Annotated in this window: 13 protein-coding genes and 1 tRNA gene; 9 read left to right on the top strand and 5 right to left on the bottom strand. The window is 56.2% G+C overall.

Features of this window, described 5'->3' with window-relative positions; all coding sequences use genetic code 11:
• Positions 1–4: 4 nt before the first annotated feature.
• The 3 genes from HY298_13120 to HY298_13110 all read left to right on the top strand — a co-directional run bounded on the left by HY298_13120 (position 5) and on the right by HY298_13110 (position 2,396).
• Positions 5–490: a cytochrome c gene (locus tag HY298_13120; protein MBI3851196.1), complete on the top strand. Its 486-nt coding sequence runs from the start codon at positions 5–7 to the stop codon at positions 488–490.
• 212 nt (positions 491–702) lie between these two features.
• On the top strand, positions 703–2,046 hold the full coding sequence (locus HY298_13115) for a hypothetical protein (protein MBI3851195.1): 1,344 nt from the start codon (positions 703–705) through the stop codon (positions 2,044–2,046).
• A gap of 17 nt (positions 2,047–2,063) precedes the next feature.
• On the top strand, positions 2,064–2,396 hold the full coding sequence (locus HY298_13110; protein ID MBI3851194.1) for a hypothetical protein: 333 nt from the start codon (positions 2,064–2,066) through the stop codon (positions 2,394–2,396).
• A 395-nt stretch (positions 2,397–2,791) separates the two neighbouring features.
• Here the strand turns inward: HY298_13110 and HY298_13105 are convergent, their stop codons facing one another.
• Complete coding sequence (locus tag HY298_13105) at positions 2,792–3,577, bottom strand: type II secretion system protein (protein ID MBI3851193.1); 786 nt, start codon at positions 3,575–3,577, stop codon at positions 2,792–2,794.
• 263 nt (positions 3,578–3,840) lie between these two features.
• Between HY298_13105 and HY298_13100 the strand changes: the two genes are divergently transcribed.
• The gene (locus HY298_13100; protein MBI3851192.1) at positions 3,841–5,739 is read left to right on the top strand and encodes a hypothetical protein; all 1,899 of its coding nucleotides are present in this window, start codon (positions 3,841–3,843) and stop codon (positions 5,737–5,739) included.
• 97 nt (positions 5,740–5,836) lie between these two features.
• A tRNA-Leu gene (locus tag HY298_13095) sits at positions 5,837–5,924 on the top strand.
• A gap of 41 nt (positions 5,925–5,965) precedes the next feature.
• On the opposite strand, the gene HY298_13090 is transcribed toward HY298_13095, so the two are convergent.
• Both HY298_13090 and HY298_13085 read right to left on the bottom strand, forming a co-directional pair.
• Positions 5,966–6,505: a hypothetical protein gene (locus HY298_13090; protein MBI3851191.1), complete on the bottom strand. Its 540-nt coding sequence runs from the start codon at positions 6,503–6,505 to the stop codon at positions 5,966–5,968.
• 69 nt (positions 6,506–6,574) lie between these two features.
• Positions 6,575–8,515 carry a hypothetical protein gene (locus HY298_13085; GenBank protein MBI3851190.1) on the bottom strand — a complete coding sequence of 647 codons (1,941 nt, stop codon included), beginning with the start codon at positions 8,513–8,515 and terminating at the stop codon, positions 6,575–6,577.
• A 224-nt stretch (positions 8,516–8,739) separates the two neighbouring features.
• Between HY298_13085 and HY298_13080 the strand changes: the two genes are divergently transcribed.
• Entirely contained in the window at positions 8,740–11,673 is a 2,934-nt protein-coding gene (locus tag HY298_13080) for a c-type cytochrome (protein MBI3851189.1), read from the top strand.
• 5 nt (positions 11,674–11,678) lie between these two features.
• Here the strand turns inward: HY298_13080 and HY298_13075 are convergent, their stop codons facing one another.
• Together HY298_13075 and HY298_13070 are read right to left on the bottom strand one after the other, a co-directional pair.
• On the bottom strand, positions 11,679–12,095 hold the full coding sequence (locus HY298_13075; protein ID MBI3851188.1) for a hypothetical protein: 417 nt from the start codon (positions 12,093–12,095) through the stop codon (positions 11,679–11,681).
• Positions 12,096–12,114: 19 nt separating this feature from the next.
• Positions 12,115–12,951 carry a prepilin-type N-terminal cleavage/methylation domain-containing protein gene (locus HY298_13070; GenBank protein MBI3851187.1) on the bottom strand — a complete coding sequence of 279 codons (837 nt, stop codon included), beginning with the start codon at positions 12,949–12,951 and terminating at the stop codon, positions 12,115–12,117.
• 280 nt (positions 12,952–13,231) lie between these two features.
• Between HY298_13070 and HY298_13065 the strand changes: the two genes are divergently transcribed.
• Genes HY298_13065 through HY298_13055 form a run of 3 tightly spaced genes read left to right on the top strand, consistent with a single transcriptional unit; the run spans position 13,232 to position 16,621 of the window.
• Positions 13,232–14,431 (top strand): acyl-CoA dehydrogenase family protein, encoded by a 1,200-nt coding sequence (locus tag HY298_13065; protein ID MBI3851186.1) that lies wholly within the window; start codon positions 13,232–13,234, stop codon positions 14,429–14,431.
• 14 nt (positions 14,432–14,445) lie between these two features.
• Entirely contained in the window at positions 14,446–15,534 is a 1,089-nt protein-coding gene (locus HY298_13060) for a phosphotransferase family protein (GenBank protein MBI3851185.1), read from the top strand.
• Between the two features lies 1 nt (position 15,535).
• The gene (locus HY298_13055; GenBank protein MBI3851184.1) at positions 15,536–16,621 is read left to right on the top strand and encodes a hypothetical protein; all 1,086 of its coding nucleotides are present in this window, start codon (positions 15,536–15,538) and stop codon (positions 16,619–16,621) included.
• The last annotated feature ends 77 nt before the right edge of the window (positions 16,622–16,698 follow it).

Here is a 16,698-nt window from a genome sequence, read left to right as displayed (position 1 = left end):
CTTTATGAATGTGCAAAACAAATCGTTCCAATATATGAAGCTGGCGGTGAGTGTTGTAGCGATTGTGGTGGCCAGCTTGGTTCTCACGACCGCTTCGGCGCAAGATGCTTTGAAAACAGCCACGAACACGTGGACCGCCCCGGCCCGGGCGGCACGCAAAGTGAATCCTATCCCCGCCAATGAACAAACGGTAGCGCAGGGAAAGCAACTTTTCATTGCGGCATGTCTGGCGTGCCATGGTCCGGCGGGAAAAGGGGATGGTCCCGCAGCCGTCTCCCTGGAGCGTAATGGCGTGAAGATCCGGCCCGGCAACCTGTCAGACCCCCGAATGCGGCAGCAGCCCGACGGGGCAATTTTTTGGAAGATATCCGAGGGCAACAGTCCGATGCCCACTTTCGGGGAAGCATTGACTGAGGAACAGCGTTGGCTGGTTGTGACGTATGTTCGCACGCTGGCTCCGCAAACGATGGCGACGGCTAAAGCCGAATAACAATAAAAGCTGGACGGCGGGGCAATTCTTTGGGAATATCTCGAAGCAAACAGTCCGATGCCAGCCTTTCAGGAGGCATACACGGAAGACCAGCGGTGGCGGACTATCAATTACGTCCGCACGCTAGCGTCGGGAGAGGCCACAACAATCGAAGTGGCAAAAACTAACGAACTAGCGCAAACAAACCAAGTCGCAAAAACCGGAGACAACCAATGATGAAAATGACGATGGGTGGAATTGGCATATTAATTCTGGTAGCGGCAATCAGTGGGGCTTACGCCCAGGATCAAAACGCAAACAAGGAGGTCATCACCATTCCCAAGGAGCAGTATCAAAAGATGCTCGACGAGCACCAGAAGCTCCTTGAAGAGATGAAGGAGATGAAAGCTTTCAAAGCCAAAGTCGAGGAGTCATTGAAAAAAGATTCAGCACAGCAAACCGAAACCGACCAGGCGTTGGATGATATCGACAAGCGATTGAAGGACGTTAAGCAAATGGCCAAAGATTCTTTTCCGGGCTCGACCAAACTCCTTTTGGCTGGGTACGGCACTGCTGGATTCACTGCCCAGAATAACGGTGGCAATAACTTTTTCTCGGCAACCTTCAATCCCATCTTCCTTTGGAAACTGAGCGACCGGCTCCTCTTTGAAGGAGAATTTGAAGCCGAACTGGAAGGTCACGACACTAGCCTGGCCTTGGAGATGGCGCAGATTTCTTATCTGTTGAACGATTACATGACGATCGGCGCCGGAAAATTTCTAAACCCGATGGATTACTTCGTTGAGCGCCAACACATGGGCTGGGTCAACAAGTTTCCCGACAAACCGCTTGCCGTCTATGACGGGTTGCTTCCAGAAGCCGAAGTGGGGTTGCAAATTCGCGGTGGGATTCCTGTGGGACCCACTAAGTTTGGTTATGCGATTTATGCTGCCAATGCTCCGGAGCTTAACGTGGACCCGACCAGCATCAGCGCAACCGACCTCGGGACGCTTGAATATGACAACTTCGACAACGTTGGAAAGCATGTTGCCGTCGGCGGGCGGATCGGATTTTTCCCGATTCCAGAATTGGAAATCGGTTACGGACTTCAGTTCTCGGACGTGTCGCCGCCGGGTAGTGGCGGGACCGTTAATGCTTTCCTTCAATCTGTGGATCTGAGCTATGTTCGCGAGTCGGTGGCGCTCAAAGGTATCGTAAACTTGAAAGCGCAATGGGTCTGGTCTCACATTGACCGTTTCACCTATGACCCCGCCGGCACCATTGGCGGCCCGTTCCGCTTCAACAACAACCGCGATGGGGGTTATGTTCAACTGGCTTTTCGTCCGTCGCGATTCGAAAACAACATCCTCAAGAACTTGGAACCGGTTCTTCGCTATGACATGTTGAACCAGGCCAAAACACCAACCGGCGTCGATGAACAACGCTTGAGCATGGGGTTGGATTATTGGCTCGGGCCAAGTACTGTGGTCAAAGTGGCGTACGAGCTTGACCATCAAAACGGCTCCAACGCTGAACGTCACGACGCCATACTGCTGCAATTTGCCACCGGATTTTAGGGAAAGGAAAAATGAATATGAAATCGAAATTGGGCTGGTTACTCATCACCATATCCTCAATTGTCTTCACGGCAATCGGTTTGATCACCACAGGTTGCAAGACAACCACACCGCGCACTGAGGCAGGCCCGGCGACCGCGGACAAATCGCCAGCGGGCAAGGACCCGGCTGCGAAGCAGGGTGGCGCGCAACTTTGGGCGCTCAACTGCGGCCACTGCCACAACATCAGGTCGCCAAATTCGTACAGCGATGCCCAATGGGACGTCGTCATGCTGCACATGCGCGTGCGGGCCAATTTGACAGCGGACGAACACACGAAGATTCTAGCATTCCTGAAATCGGCGCACTAACTGGCCCGTGACAAGCAAAGTGGGATTGAGGTTTTAAATAATTCAGAATCCTTACCCGACGGTTGAAAAAGTAGCCGCTGACGGGAGGAGAACTCCACAGGTTGTTGCCGGGCATCGTGCTCTCGTCGCTGTGGATTCCCCCAAGCAAGTCGCAATCATCTTTCCGCCTCGTGACTTCGGCGCACCTGAAAAGCGAGGTCAAGACAAAGTTTTCCCCGCAACGAAGACCAGAATCTTTCGCTCTTGGCCTCGCCAGACAACCATTCGAACGTTCACGTTACCCACCGACTCTTTCACAATGGAGAGCAGTTTTGGCTTTCCAAGCCCGCAAAATAATGTTTCCCCAGTAGTGGACTTCGCATCGCAAATTGCGGTGAACTTAAATCAGGACACCATCAGTTTTTTCGCACGCTGGTTCTTTCTTTCAGCCAATCGTAGTCGGTGGAGGACGCCGGCAGATACGTGCCCCCTGCCCCACCCTGCTCTGCCGGTTTGCGCGTGTCCTCCATCACCCAGCGATGGGATTCCAAATGGCCGTCGGCAAAAGAAAGATTCGCGGCGCCGTTGTGGTAGGAGGCCGGCAGATTGCCCCAGCGGAGTTCGTCCCAACGGTTCATGAAGAAACCGTCGTTGATCGTGTCCGGGTGTTCGTCGAGGAACACATAAATGCCCGCCGGGTTGCGAATTTCCGTCGATCGGAAAAATTGCACGAGCTGGGGATTGAACCGGTTGGTAAGTTCGCCCGGGTCGCCCACCAGCGAGTTCATCGACAGGCTGCGAATGCGTGGACCATTTTGCGCCACCGACTTGTCGGACGGACATTTGAAAACGGCGGTATTTTGATGGAGGTAGGGCGAGAGTTTGCCGTTGATCAGGAGGGCGAGGTTGGTGTTGCCGTCGCTCGAAAGCCAGTCTTCCAGGTTGTTCACCCAACTTTGCTGGCTGCGAAGGATTTCCAGGGTGCCGTGATTGTTCACCAGCCGGTCGGAATTGTCGTCCACATAGAGCGCCGAGGCCAGCGAGAGTTGCTTGATGTTATTGGCGCAGCCGATTCCCTGAGCTTTTGCCTTGGCCTTGGACAGGGTGGGCAAGAGCAATCCGGCCAACACCCCGATGATGGCAACCACAACCAACAGTTCGATCAACGTGAAGGCGTTTTCATGTTTGTCGTGCAATCTCATGCGACTGCATCCTCACAGAGTTCCAGGGATTCCACCAGCGCCGATTCGGGAAGGTCAGGTCCTGTGTAGCACGGAGCGACGCGTTTACACCGCTTCATCCAATTCTTTCGTCCATGACGTTCGCTTGTTTAAGTGGCCTAAAGGCCGCGCTCCAGCGCGATTGTTTTCAGAGACAATAGCAAGATACGCCCTTCGCCTCTTCGCGTTGGAAGAACAGTTGCTCCGTTCACGCGCAGCCGTCTAAACTGGAGCAACCGAACGAAATGCACCTGCGCGAATTGAAAAGAATTCCCAAACTCCCAAGAACCACGATGGTGCGATTTGTAATTTGCGGACCGGCCGTTCTCTTCTCCTTCGGCACGCTTGCGCTGTCAGCCGCAACCATCGCTTTTCCGCAGTATGGCGACTTGTCAACGAGCGCCTGGCGAACCCAGTTGCTGCCGGGACAACACGAATTTGTTTTCACGATGTATGGGACACCGGGCGAACCGGAACCACTCCGGCAATTGGTTACCGTCATGCGAAAAGAAAAACTGGGCAATGGCTTCGATCCCGGACCGGCGCCCCGACCGGGCGCCAAGCCGCTGTTCGATTATCTGGCGACGCTCGGTTGGCCGGTCATGTGTTATCCCGGTTGTGCGGACATGCAGATCAAAGGCGGTCGCTGCGTTTTGGGTCGCGACGATGAGGCTGCGCTCGCGTCGCTGGATCAGGCGCACGTCTTCAGCACCGTGCAACTGGGCGAGTGGGGCTATTACTTCCACAACCTCTCATCGAATGAACGCTGGTGGCGGGACGTTTATGGGAAGGAGTTCGATGACTTCAAACCTCTGATGAAGCCCGCGGGATTGGCGGGCTACGATTCCCGTCCGTCCAGCCGCCGCGAATGTTACGAAGTTCTGAAAGACTATTTCAGCAGCCGCAATCGTGATTTGCTCGGGCGAACCATCAGTGTCACCGGTCATTCCCATTACGAAGCCTATGCCGCCGAATGGGGGGCGCGCTGCATCGGCTTGGAAGTGGGCGAGAACATCGCGTTCACCCAATCGAAGCTGGCCTTCGCGAGAGGCGCCTCGCGCCAGTGGCAACGGCCGTGGTCGGTGCAGGTCAGTCCCTGGTTTCACGGCGCCTGCACCACGAGCGGTGCGTTGCGTCAGGAGGTGGGCGGCGCCCGCGGCCTCGACGCCGGTCATTCACTGAGTTTCTACGAACGAATGTGGCTGCACGCCTGGTTTGCAGGGACCGCCATGGTCACACCCGAAAACAGCATCGCCATTTTTTTTGAACAAGCATCGGCGCCGTGGACGTTGACCGCGCACGGCCGGAAAGCCGCCGAGCTATTTCAATTCATGCAGGCACATGAGCGCGGCATTCCCTGGACGCCCGTCGCCATCGTCCTCGATCACCTGGCCGGCTATAATGGCTACATGGACAAACCGTGGGGGATTCTTGAACCATCGGCCGGCGACCGGGAGGTGCGGGACTTGTTCGACCATCAACTATTTCCCGGCAGCGATCACATCCACGGCAAACCGGATAAAGAAAACCCCGAAGCCGCCTACTTGCGACCCACCCCATACGGCGAGGTGTTCGACGTTCTGTTGACCAGCGTGCCGCCGGAAATTCTTTCTAGCTATCCGGTCATTTTGCTGGCCGGCGACATTGAATTCGACAATTCGTTTCTTGGTGAACTGGAGAAGGCGCTCCGGCGCGGCAGCCGGGTCTTGCTCGCCCCGCGTCATCGGAAAGCGCTGGACAAGGAGTTTGCGCGATTAAAGCAGCAGGGCGACATCGAGGTGCTCGAGCCTTGGATCAATCCAGCCACACTTCGCACCGCGGCCATTCCGGAGGAGCGTCTTCGCCACGTGGTACAGGACGCGTTGCTTTTTGAAATCAGTGGCGATCCGATCCAGTACCAGATCAATCGGACTCGCACGGGCTGGGTGATCGAGTTGACCAACAACCAAGGCGTCATCAAGAAACCAAACCAGCCCGCGGTGATTCAGACTAATGTCGTCGCGCGGGTGACGCTCACGCCGAAGGTGCCCGTCGCTGCTGCGACTGAATGGCGATCACACATCGTCCATTCGAACGTTGCGCGCATCAATGTGGAAGTGGGCGCCGGAAAAACCGAGTTCGTCGAATTCAGCGACCGCCGATAAGGGTTTCACGACCACACGCCCGAGTTGGAAACTTAAAACTTTCCATCCACCGGCGGAGGCTTTAGCTTTTTGGCACATTGCAAACCAGCGCGGGCCGGCCGGTATGGCGAAATGGCAGACGCACAGGACTTAAAATCCTGGGACCGTAAAAAGTCGTGTCGGTTCGAGTCCGACTACCGGCACCAATTTCGATTCGACCAAGTGCAGTGATTTCCAGAACCGACCTTTACTTCAGCGCCCTTTCGACCATCTTCTTGAAATCAGCCAACGACGTCGTGACCAGTGATTTTGGCCCCGTCATGCGCACGAACACACTCCCCTGCTCCGCTTCGATGATGGCACCGGCCAAGGCGTAATTCGGCATCGGCGTCTGCGGGCCGCCCGGCATGCCGCTTTTGTAAGTGCCTTCCGCTTGAACGTACGTCACCTTGTGTTTGCCAACCGTTGCCTCCTCGGTCTTGGCATTGATCTTCTCGCGCGGCTCCTGGAATTGTCCGAACCACCGATCCACATTGGCCTTGGTGCCGCCGGCGCCCCCCGGTCCAAAGTGAAAGAAAATCACCTCCGCGCTGGCTTTCGATTTTGCGTCCACCACTTTGAGTTGCGCCTTGCGCATCTGCGAAGTCACTTCCACCCATTCCCAATTGGCGGGCCGGGTGAAAGAAAATTCGCTGACTCTGAAAATTGTGGGTGAATCAGCCAGCAACGGGCCGGCGCAAAGCCACGCAATCAACAAACAGAACCGGTTCAATTGAGATGTTTTCATAACGTGTAGGAAAGGTTCACGGTTCTTCGCTTGCTTTTCAATCGAAAAAGCAGTCTTGGCCGTGTCGTTTCAATGCCCGATTGGGCGGGGAGCAACCAACGCTTCGAGTTGTTTGAGGTCGAATGCTTCCAGCAGCCCAAAGCAAAACAGTTCGGGCTTTTGTTCGACTGACCAATTCTTTTCGATGACCTCTTTCAGGCTGCCAAGCGGATTGCGAAGCTCCAGATTATCCACGCCCTGTGGCTCAACTCCTGCGGCGATCAAAGCAATCAGACTGGAGCGCGGCCCAACGGCCACCACGCTGACAGGTTCATGCGCGTGTTGCGTCTTCGACCAGTGGGCAACTGCATTCAATTGACTTGCCTGCAATCCCAATGGTCGTTCGCCCACGGCGGCGACCAACAGCGCAAAGAGATAATCGCGTTGCGCCACCTTCGCTTCGCCGAAATAGAACAGGTCAACAGCCAGCACGCGTTGCCCGCCGGCCACCAGTCTCTCCGCTTCCGCCGCGAGACTTTTGCGTCCTTCGTCGGCGAATAGAATCGTCGTCCCTTTAGGTTCGCCACGCGACAGCTCAACGACGGGCACCGACCAGTCATCACCGAGCCTGAGTTTCCAGAATGACGTGTTCACTCCGTCCTTTTCCTCGTCGCCGGTTTTTGTGGCGGCGACGGAGTAATCTTTCACGTGAACGATGGCGCGGAGTTTTCCGCGGTTCGCTTTCTGCCATCGGCTCAAGGCCGCTTTGCCGGTTGGAATTTCGGGATGGCGCGGCAACTTCCTGCTCAACTCGATCGCCAGCGAATTGAAGTTGGCGTTGTTTTCCGGCAATGGGACTTGCAGTTGCTCCTTGGTCTTGAGCTCGGTTTCGCTGGGAATTTCCATCCGGGCAAAGCCGCCGTCACGGGGATAAAAAGCGTCACCCAGCATGGCGTAATGCGCTTCGCGATTGTCTTTTTCAAAATTGTGTGTGCCGGGATCGTAATTGATGTGAGAGCGGAGGTTTTGCTCCTTAGCGTAAAGTTTGAAGATCGGCAATGCTGCGTCCCAAAGTGGTTGCAAAGCGTGATCGGAAGCGAAGCAACAATCGTCCTTGGCGTTGAATGTCAGCAGCGTCGGACGCGGCGCGCGCATGGCGGTCAAGTGAGTGTAGTCAACGACCGTGGCCAGATCGCACGGCGTTTGTTCGGAATCGCCCAGGTCGCTCACGAATCGCGCGCGCGTGCGGAAACTGGAATAGCCGGCCACGGGATTGGAAAAAGTGACGCGCGAATCGAGTCCGCTGATGAAAATCGTCTGCCAACCGCCGCCCGACAAACCACTAACAGAGACGCGCTGCGGATCGGCGTGTTCCAATGACAACAGCAAATCAATGGCGCGATGCATGGCGAGATAGAACGGCGCGATGCCGCTGGTGCCGCAAAGGTCGAGTTGGTTCATCCGGTAATGGTCGTAGTTGTTTCCCTTTAACTGCCCCATGTTGAACCATTCGACGTTGAGCGCCAGCATTCCGCGCTTCGCCTGATTGATGCAGCGGATTTGTTTGTAGGGCGCGGCCTTGCCGTTGACGTCGTGACCGTTGACATCGAGATTGACCGGCACCTTGCCGGAGAGATTATCCGGTTCGTAAAGCAATGCCGGAATCCACAGTCCCGGCACCGCCTCGAAGCAAAGTTTCCTGATGTGATAACCCGGGCCGCCCTCAATCGTATCGAGCCACTCCACTCTTGTCTTTGCGTCACGCCATTGGGCCGATTCACCGCGGAAGATGACGCGCTGAAGCGTTTCACGGCGCAACCGTCCGGCAATCCGGTCCCATTCCCGAGCGGTGCTGGCTTCGGGCATCAACGGCACCCGGCTTTCCGTGAAGATCTGGACTTCGGACAAAGTTTGAGTTGGGCCGATGATGGGTTGATTGAGCCAGTTTTCCACCGTGCCAGCGGCTTGAAGCGGGGAACAAACACTTACAAGACAGGCGGCGCAGAAAAACTTCCTGATTGAAGAATTCATAGATGAATTGATTGCCGGGAACTAAACCATAGACCCGGGCTGAAGCAAACGTGTTTTTCGCCGAAGCGGCAGCGTGATTGTTTCTCGGCCAGGGCAACGGATAAAAGTTTGCCGTCGCGTGACTTTTGGCTTAAATCAAGCGCGTTCCAACACGGTAATGTTTTTGGTTAAGTCCGGGTGGCATCGGTCTGGGAAAAAATATGCGCGAACTTCAAATCTTTTTTTTGTCCGCATTAATTTGGTTCTCGTCGCCCGTTGAGCGGGTTCGGGCCGCCGGTCTGCCACCGGCCGAGGCGCTGCGGCGGATGAAAGTTGCCGACGGATTCACGGTCAAACTTTATGCAAACGAGCCCAAAATTCGACAACCGCTCACGATGAGTTTCGACGAGCGCGGTCGGATGTGGGTGATTCAATACCTCCAGTATCCGACGCCCGCCGGTTTGAAGGCGGTGCAGGTCGATCAATACCTCCGCACCAAGTACGACCAACTCCCCGAGCCGCCGCCGCGCGGGCCGAAAGGCGCCGATCGCATCACGATTTGTGAGGACACGGATGGTGATGGCCGCGCGGACAAGTTCACGGACTTCGTCACCGGATTGAATCTCGCCTCAGGGCTGGCGCTTGGCTACGGCGGAGTATTCGTGGCACAGCCGCCTTACTTGCTTTTTTATCCTGATCGTAACCACGATGACGTGCCGGACGGAGACCCGGAGGTTTTGTTGACGGGTTTTGGAATGGAGGACGCGCACGCGTTTGCGAATTCGCTGATCTGGGGACCGGACGGCTGGCTTTACGGCGCGCACGGCAGCACGGTGACGGCGAACATTCGCGGCCTTGAATTTCAGCAAGGCATCTGGCGTTATCATCCGTTGACGAAGGAGTTCGAATTGTTTGCTGAAGGCGGCGGCAATACGTGGGGACTGGATTTCGACGAGGACGGCAACATCATCGCCGGCACGAATTACGGTGACACGGTTGGGTTACACCAGGTGCAAGGCGCGTACTATGTCAAAGGCTTCAGCAAGCACGGGCCGTTGCACAATCCTTACACGTTCGGGTATTTCGAACACCTTCCTTTCAAGGGTTTCAAGGGCGGCCACGTGACCGCGGGCGGAATCATGTATCAAGGCGGTTCGTTTCCCGCCCAATTCAACAACCGCTACATCGCCGCCAATCTGCTCGCCAACGCGATCTATTGGCACGTGCTCGAACCGCAAGGTTCTAGTTTCATTGGCCATTTCGGTGGCGAATTGTTGACGACGGACGATCATTCATTTCGCCCGATTGACTGCACAATTGGGCCGGACGGCTCGGTGTTTGTCGCAGATTGGTATGATCAACGCGCGACTCACGTCGATCCACAGGACAACTGGGACCGCGATACCGGACGCATCTACAAGATTGAAGCCAACGGAACAAGACCAGTTTCCAAGTTCGATCTGACCAAGTTGTCGAGCACAGAACTCGTCAAATTGCTGGCCAACCCAAACGATTGGTATGTGCGCGAAGCCCGTTGTCTGCTGTCCGAGCGGCGGGATGCAAAGATAATTTCGACTATTCGCAAGAATATCTTTACAAACAAAAACGACCGGCTGGCTCTGCAATCATTGTGGGCGCTTTACGTCAGTGGCGGCTTTAACGACGCGCTGGCAATCAAACTTCTCGACCACCCGAACAAAAACCTCCGCGCCTGGACGGTTCGGCTGCTGGGCGACGCGCGGACAATTTCTCCGTCCATTGAAAAACGATTGATCGCGCTCGCCCGCACAGAGCCGAGTCCGACTGTCCGCAATCAACTGGCCTGTTCCGCCAAACGGTTGTCGGGCGAACAGGCGCTGCCGCTAGTCCAGGAATTGTTGCGCCGCGGTGAAGATGTTGATGATCCGCAGATTCCACTGTTGCTATGGTGGGCAGTCGAGGACAAGGCAATCTCCAACCGAGCGGAAGTGTTAAAATTGTTTGCCGATGCCACAAACTGGAAACAGCCGCTCGTTCATCAGTTCATCGTCGAACGGGTGGCGCAGCGTTATGCGGCGGAGGCCGACGAGAATGGTTACGCGGCCTGCGCTCAACTGCTTGACCTGGCGCCGGATGAAACCAAAGTCACGCTGCTGTTGCAAGGCATGGAAAAGGCGTTGGAAGGCCGTGGACTCTCAGAGCCGCCGCCCGCGCTGGAAAAATCTCTCGCCAGACTCTGGCGTCAAGGCGCGCCCTCGCTTGCGCTGGTGCGCTTCGCCTTGCGCCTGGGTTATGAAGCGGCAAAGACACGCGCGCTTGCAATCGTCGCCGACCCGAAAGCTAGTGGGCACGACCGCGCCGGTTTGATTGAAATGCTGGGGCAAAGCGGCCACGCCGATTGCGTCCCGATGCTCGAGAATCTGTTGAGCGGGAGCGAATCAAAAACGATTCGCAGCGCCGCGCTCGCGGCTTTGCAACGCTTCAATGACCCACAGATCCCGGAAAAAGTGTTGGAGCTTTATCCGCAATTGCCGTCCGATTTGCGACAAGGCGCGCGTGGCTTATTGTGCAGCCGGCCCACTTGGGCGCTCGCGTTTTTGAACGCGGTCGAAGCCGGAAGAGTTGCCGCCAAGGATGTGCCCGTCGATCAAGTCCGGCAGATTGCGTTGCACCGCGACGCGCGACTCAATCAGCTTGTGGAAAAACTCTGGGGCAAAATCCAGCCGGAATCCGAAGGCGTGAAACGGGCGCGCGTTGGAGGTATCATCAGCATTCTCGGACAGGCGAAAGGCGATCCCGTCAAAGGCCGTGAACTGTTCCTGAAGACTTGCGCCGTTTGTCATAAACTTTTTGGAGAAGGAAACAACATCGGGCCTGAACTGACCGGCGCAGATCGCAAGAACCGCGACTTTCTGCTGACGAACATTGTCGATCCCAGCGCTTACATCCGGGCGGAATTTGTCAGCTACAACGTCGAGATGAAGGACGGTCGCGCGCTCAACGGTTTGATGGCGGAATCCACCCCGACGACGGTGACCTTGCTTGATGCGAACAACCAGCGCACGGTGCTGAATCGGGCGGAGATCAAGGAACTGAAAGCCTCATCCGTGTCATTGATGCCCGAAGGATTGCTCGACACACTGGAGCCGCAACAGATCCGGGACTTGATCAGTTACGTGCAAAGCGATGGAACCAAGTAACCGGGTCACTGTGAAAGTTGTCTCTCAAGCTGGGCGAGGGCGGCTTTGGCTTTGGGATCTCCCCGGTCTGCGCGAAGAATCAGGTCTGCGTAAACTTTCTCGATGGTTTCGTGAACGGCGATGTGTTGCTGGGCGGTGAGGGTCTTTTGCTGTTGCACCGTGTTCAGATAGGTTACCGCACCGACATGATCGTTGTTCTTGAGCGATTGAACCGCGCTATTGACCACAGCATTCACATCCACCGCTTGGCTCGAACCTGGATTGGCGACACTTTCCGGCGCAACGGCTGGGGCCGATTTGGCCGTTGGGAAAGCGTCGTTCAATTTCGAGACTTCGGCCTTCACATTGTTTTTTGAGCCGCAACTCGTCGAAGCCAGACACACCAACCCCGTCAACGCATAAAGATAGAAGTGAGTCTTCATAGGCAATCTGGCGAACCGTTTAATGTCCATCCCTGGAGTTGGGGAAACACCAGAGACTGTTGCGATTGGGATCGGCCACCAGTTGGAAATACGTCTTGTATTTGATGTATCCGGCACTGCCGCCCATAAAACCAATGAGTGCACCGATGGCGTGCCGTTGGGAAAGGCCTTCGCCAGGGGAACTGGCGCCGTCGTTGAAATAATTTGGTATCTTTTCGTCCGTTTCCCAGAGCAGCATGTCCGTCGGTTTGAAGTTGGAAACCCTGAACGTCTTTCCTTGTGCACCTGTGTCCCAGTCGAAGCTGGTGCTGCTGTTGATGATGCATCCGTTCATGACGTAACTCGTAAACTTGATGCCCCGCTGCCGGTAGTACGCGCCGTACGTGCCATTGGTCTTGTCGAGCGGGCACCGGTAAATGCTCCAGTTCTTGAGCGCGGGGTAGAACAGCCCGTGCTCCGGGCCAAAATAGTCTCCGGACGTCGGTTGATTGGGCAGGCACTCCCCAGGTTTATAGAGCCAGCCGGCGGGATACGATTTGGTGGCCGCGCCGCCAGTGCCACCGCAGTTGCAAGGGGCTAACCGGTCATTGTTGTCTCCGACGTACATGATGTGCGCCAGCAACAGTTGCTTGTAGTTGTTGAGACATTGAGTTCGTTGCGCCCGTTCCTTTGCTTTCGCCAGGGCCGGCAAAAGGATGCCCGCCAAAATGGCGATGATGGCGATGACTACCAACAGTTCGATCAGGGTGAAGGCCTTGAGGGGCCTGCCATCGCAAGCTGCCGGACGGAAAGTGTTGTTCGTAATCTGAACGCAGCGGCGGGGGGTTCTCCCTTTTCGATCCTGCCTCGGAATCATCAATGACATTTTCATAAATCTACCCGCGTTAAAATCCATGTCTGGTTTGCTTGCAAACTACCCTAGCAGAATGACATTTGGCAAGTGGGCGTTTCGATGCACACCCGGCTAGGTTTGCGCGAACGTTTCCTGCCCCGAACCGAAGGCATTTCCACAACCTTTTCAGTCATTACCGCAATATGTTCTTGCCGCCCGATTCACGTAGGCGGCATAAATTCTCTCGGCATCACCAAGGCGAGAGTTTAACTTTCCCCGGCTGCACAAAATAATTGAACAATTTATGGCCAACGAACCACTGAACTTAACTCTCGATAAAATCCGCACGTTCATTCGCGAAGAAGCGTTACCGCTGGAGCCGGAATACCTTCATCGCCCATTTCGCGAACTGCTGCCCAAACTTCAAGAGAAGCGGCAGAAGGTCAAGGCGCTGGGCCTCTGGGCGCCGCATCTGCCCAAGGAACTTGGGGGGCAGGGATTCACCCTCCCCGAATTCGCCCGCGTGAGCGAAGAACTGGGCCGAACACCGTTGGGTCATTTTCTTTTTAATTGCCAGGCGCCGGACATTGGCAACACGGAAATCCTCATGGAGTTCGGCACACCGGAACAAAAGGAAACCTGGCTCGCACCGCTGTCACGCGGCGACGTGCGTAGTTGTTTCTCGATGACCGAACCCGATTATCCCGGTTCAAACCCGGCTTGGATGGACACGCAGGCACGTAAAGACGGCAGCGATTACGTCATCGATGGCCGCAAGTGGTTCACTTCCTCGGCCGATGGCGCGGCATTTGCCATCGTAATGGCCATCACCAATCCCGAAGCCGAAAGCCCATACGCGCGCGCCAGCCAGATCATTGTGCCGACGGACACACCCGGCTTCAACCGCATCCGCAACACCCCAATCATGGGTGAAGCGGGCGAGGACTACGCCAGCCATTCTGAGATTGTTTACAAGAACTGTCGTGTGCCGCAGAAGAATTTGCTGGGCCGCGAAGGCCAGGGCTTTGAAATCGCGCAACAACGACTCGGCCCTGGGCGCATTCATCATTGCATGAGGTGGATCGGCATCTGCGAACGCGCCTTTGACATGATGTGTCACCGCGCCGCGACTCGACTCCTCGCGCCAGGGAAACCGCTGGGCAGCCGCCAGATCGTGCAGGAATGGATCGCCGAGAGCCGCGCAGAAATCAACGCCTCGCGCCTCCTTGTGCTGCAAGCGGCGGAGAAAATCCATTGCGAAGGAAGTAAAGCCGCGCGCGAAGAAATTTCCATCATCAAATTTTATGTCGCCAACGTGCTCCAAAAAGTTCTGGACCGCGCTATCCAGGCGCACGGTGCGTTGGGCATCACCGATGATTTGGTGCTCTCGTACTGGTATCGCCACGAACGTGCCGCGCGCATTTACGATGGACCGGACGAGGTGCACAAATCGGTCGTCGCGCGCATTCACTTAAAAAAGCACGGCGTGCAGGTCTCCATCTGAATCGACGCGTGACTATGCCGACCGAACTGCTCGATCAACCGCAGAAGACGCGACCGGGCGAAGAGCTGGACGCCAGCAAGCTGGAAACCTACTTGCAGCACACCCTGCCCGAATTGTCCGGCGACATGGAAATCACTCAGTTTCCAAAGGGTTATTCCAATCTGACCTACCTGTTGCGCGTCGGTGAACAGGAACTCGTTTTGCGTCGCCCGCCGTTCGGCGCAAAAATCAAAACCGCTCACGACATGGGACGGGAGTATCGCATCCTTTCGCATCTCATCGCTGTCTATCCGAAAGTTCCACGTCCCCTCGCCTATTGTGAGGATGAATCCGTATTGGGCGCGCCGTTCTACATCATGGAACGAGTCAAGGGCATCATCCTGCGCGCAAAGCCGCCGGAGGGTCTTGAGTTGACGCCGGCATTGATGCGGCAAATTTCCGAACATTTCATCGACAATCTGGCTCAGATTCACGGTGTCGATTATGTCGCGGCTGGTCTTGGCGATCTGGGAAAACCGGAAGGCTACGTCACGCGCCAGGTCGAAGGCTGGATCAAGCGTTATCTAAATGCCCGGACCGATGATATTCCTGAAATGCAGCGCATCGCCAGTTGGCTCGTCGAACACAAACCGGCGGAGGCCGGCGGCTGCTTGATTCACAACGATTACAAATACGACAACTTGGTTCTCAATCCACAGGATGTATCCCAGATCAAAGCTGTGCTCGACTGGGAAATGGCGACCATCGGCGATCCGCTGATGGATTTGGGTTCGACGTTGGGCTACTGGGTCGATCCCGACGATCCGGAGGATTGGCAGAAGCAATCGTTCGGCATGACGACGTGGCCGGGCAATTTGAATCGTGAACAATTGCTCGAACGCTACGTTCACAAAAGCGGGCGCACGGTAAGCAATGCTGTGTTCTATTATGCCTATGCCCTGTTCAAAATCGCCGTCATCGTGCAACAGATTTACGCCCGCTACAAACAAGGGTTGACCAAGGACGCGCGCTTTGCGAGCTTGATCAATCTCGTTCGCTCCGGCAGCAAGACCGCGTGCCTGGCGATCGAGAAGAAGCGCATCACGCGCCTCGCCCTCAACTGATATGAACATTCCGCTCCTTCCCACAACCATGGTCGGTTCGTATCCGCGACCTTCATGGTTCACTCAACAACTCGCGGGGCGCGATCTGCTCGACGCGCTCAAAGACCGCCGACATCACGAAGCGTTCACCGACGCCGTACGCACCGTCATTGCGGACGAGGAAGCCGCCGGCCTGGACATTCTGACGGACGGCCAGATGTGGTTCGACGACTACAGCATGGGCATCGGCTCATTTCTTTGGTACTGGTTCGAGCGCATCCGCGGCTTTGATCCGGCCAAGCTCCCCCACCCTTCCCGTTCCAAGGCCGCCGGCGTCGATGTGCCGATGCTAGACGAGGTCGGCGGCGTCGCCGTGCTGGATAAGATCCAGGCCGGCCCGTTGCGCCTCGTGCAACTTTACGAAATCGCGCAAGCCTTCACCCAGAAGCCGATCAAATGCTGCGTCGGCGCCGGGCCAGCGCAACTCTCCACCATGGCGCATTTCAAAGGTGGGCCTTACAAGAATTATCACGACCTCGCCTACGCGCTCAGCGAAATCTTCAACGCGGAAATGAAATCGCTCGTTGCTGCCGGGGCGAAACACATCCAACTCGAAGACCTCGGTGCGTGGATTCCCAATCTGACCGGCGAAAAGGATTTCCCCTGGGTGATCGACATCGTGAACCGCACCGTGGCGGGCGTCGAGGCGCGCATCTCCTGGCATTTTTGTCTCGGCAACACCTGGGGCAACATCGCACATGGATTCACCGCCGGCGGCTACCGGAGTATCCTCTATCGCTACTTTGATGTTCACGTTCACGAATACGTCCTCGACTTCGCCTGTCGCGACATGGCCGACACCGACATCCTGCGCGACTTGCCAAAGGACAAATCCATCGCCGCCGGTGTCATCGACGTGCGCACGCTGGAGATTGAAGCGCCGGAACAAGTGGCGGCGCGCATCCGCAAAGTGCTCGAATACGTTCCCGCCGAGCGAGTGACGTTGACCACCGATTGCGGCATGAAACAACTGCCGCGCTTCTGCGCCAGCAATAAACTCAAGTCGCTTGTGCTGGGCGCAAATATTGTCCGCGCCGACTTAGGTTAGTCGCGCGCAGGCTGGAGTTCACGCTTCAGCGTGCGTCCCGAGCAAGCTGAAGCTTGAACTCCAACGCAGTTGCGCGC

The organism is Verrucomicrobiota bacterium (genome assembly GCA_016200005.1).
GTDB lineage: Bacteria > Verrucomicrobiota > Verrucomicrobiia > Limisphaerales > PALSA-1396 > PALSA-1396.
Note: the sequence above shows the minus strand (reverse complement) of the source record. Positions and strands in the feature narration are given on the sequence as shown.